1 pseudogene is annotated in these 2,364 nt (G+C 68.7%); it reads right to left on the reverse strand.

Going from position 1 to position 2,364, the window contains the following annotated elements:
- Positions 1–118: 118 nt before the first annotated feature.
- Positions 119–2,364, reverse strand: a pseudogene (locus AB0I03_RS26350) (ATP-binding protein); the annotation flags it as partial.

Raw genomic sequence — 2,364 nt, forward strand, 5'->3', positions numbered from 1 at the left:
GGGTGCCGTCGGGGACGGTGGGCAGCGCGGGGGCGGCGGGGCCGCCGCCGTCGCCCAGGAAGGTCTCCGCGGTGTCGTCGGGTCGGGCCGACAGGCCGGTGGCCGGTGCGGTGGACGGTCCGGTGTAGCGGGCGGGGACGTAGAGGGTGAAGGTGGAGCCGACGTCCACCTGGCTCTCGGCCTTGATGCGTCCGCCGAGCAGCGCGGCCATGTCGCGGCTGATGGATAGGCCGAGGCCGGTGCCGCCGTATTTGCGGCTGGTGGTGCCGTCGGACTGCTGGAACGCCTCGAAGATCCCGTCGAGTTTCTCCGGGGGAATGCCGATGCCGGTGTCCTTCACGGAGAGCGCGATGACGGCCTCGGCGGTGCGCAGGGTCTCCTCCGCGAAACGGTCGCCGGGGACGCGTTCGACGATGAGTTCCACGCCGCCGGTGGTGGTGAACTTCACCGCGTTGGAGAGCAGGTTGCGCAGGATCTGCTGGAGGCGCTGTTCGTCGGAGAAGAGCTCCTCGGGGACGTCGTCGCCGACCCGGACGTCGAAGCTGAGGCCGCGGTCGACGGTGAGTGGGCGGAAGGTGGCGCGGACGTAGTCGAGGAGTTTCTTCAGCGGCAGGGACTTGGGGTGGACGTCCATCCGCCCGGCCTCGATCTTCGACAGGTCGAGGATGTCGTTGATGAGTTGGAGCAGGTCGGAGCCGGCGCGGTGGATGGTGACGGCGAATTCCACCTCCTGCGTGCTGAGGTGGCTCTCGGGGTTGTCCGCGAGTAGGCGGGAGAGGACGAGCAGGGAGTTGAGGGGGGTCCGCAGCTCGTGCGACATGTTGGCCAGGAACTCGGATTTGTACTGCGAGGAGGTGGCCAGGAGCGCGGCCTTCTCCTCCAGCTCGGCGTTGGTGAGTTGGAGCTCGTCGGAGCGCTGGCGTAGCTCGGCGGTCAGCCGCTGGGACTCCGAGAGCAGTGATTCGGTACGGGAGTTGGCGATGATGGTGTTGACGGAGACGCCGATGGTGTTGACGAACTGGTCGATGAAGGCGAGGTGGACGTCGCTGAAGCGGCTGAAGGAGGCCAGTTCGATCACGCCGAGCACCTGGTCCTCGAAGAGGATCGGCAGGATGACGACGCTGGCGGGGGCGGCGGCGCCGAGTCCGGAGCTGATGGTGAGGTAGTCGGCGGGGACGTTCTCGACGAGGATCCGCTTCTTCTCCGTCGCGGCCTGGGTGATCAGGCCCCAGCCGGGGGTGCCCATCCGCATCCGGGGCAGTGACCTGCGGCCCTCGGGGTGGCCGGTGCCGTAGCCGGCGATCAGCTCCAGGCCCTCGCCCGGCAGGGCGCCCGCCTCGGCCAGGAAGAACGCGCCGAACTGCGCGTTCACCAGCGGGGTCAGCTCGCGCAGGATCAGGTCGGCGACCTCGACCAGGTCGCGGTGGCCCTGCATCAGACCGGCGATGCGGGTCAGGTTGGACTCCAGCCAGTCCTTGGCGCGGGTGGTCTCGCGGAGGTTGGCGACCATGAGGTTGATGTTGTTCTTCAGGGCGGCGACCTCGCCCTGGGCGTCGACGGTGATCGAGCCGGACATGTCGCCCTGGGTGACCGCGCTGGTCACCTCGGCGATCGCGCGGACCTGGGTGGTGAGGTTGAGCGCCAGCTCGTTGACGCTGGTGGTGAGCTGCTTCCAGGTGCCGTAGACGCCCTCGACCCGGGCCTGGCCGCCGAGCTGGCCCTCGCTGCCGACCTCGCGGGCCACCCGGGTCACCTCGGAGGCGAACGAGGACAGGGTGTCGACCATGGTGTTGATGGTGGTCTTGAGTTCCAGGATCTCGCCGCGGGCGTCCACGTCGATCTTCTTGGACAGGTCGCCGCGGGCCACCGACGTCGCCACCTCGGCGATGTTGCGGACCTGGGAGGTGAGGTTGTCCGCCATGAAGTTGACGTTGTCGGTGAGGTTCTTCCAGACGCCGGAGACGCCGTGGACTTGGGCGCGTCCGCCGAGCCGGCCCTCGGTGCCGACCTCGCGGGCCACGCGGGTGACCTCGTCGGCGAACGCCCGCAGCTGGTCCACCATGGTGTTCACGGTGTCCTTCAGCTCCAGGATCTCGCCGCGGGCGTCCACGTCGATCTTCTTGGTGAGGTCGCCGTTGGCGACCGCGGTGGTGACCTGGGCGATGTTGCGGACCTGCGAAGTGAGGTTCAGCGCCATGAAGTTGACGTTGTCGGTGAGCTCCTTCCAGACCCCGGAGGCGCCCCGGACCTGCGCCTGACCGCCGAGGTTGCCCTCGGTGCCGACCTCGCGGGCGACGCGGGTGACCTCGTCGGCGAAGGCGGAGAGCTGGTCGACCATGGTGTTGATCGTCGACTTCAGCTCCA

Source organism: Glycomyces sp. NPDC021274 (assembly GCF_040641195.1).
GTDB lineage: Bacteria > Actinomycetota > Actinomycetes > Mycobacteriales > Micromonosporaceae > Glycomyces.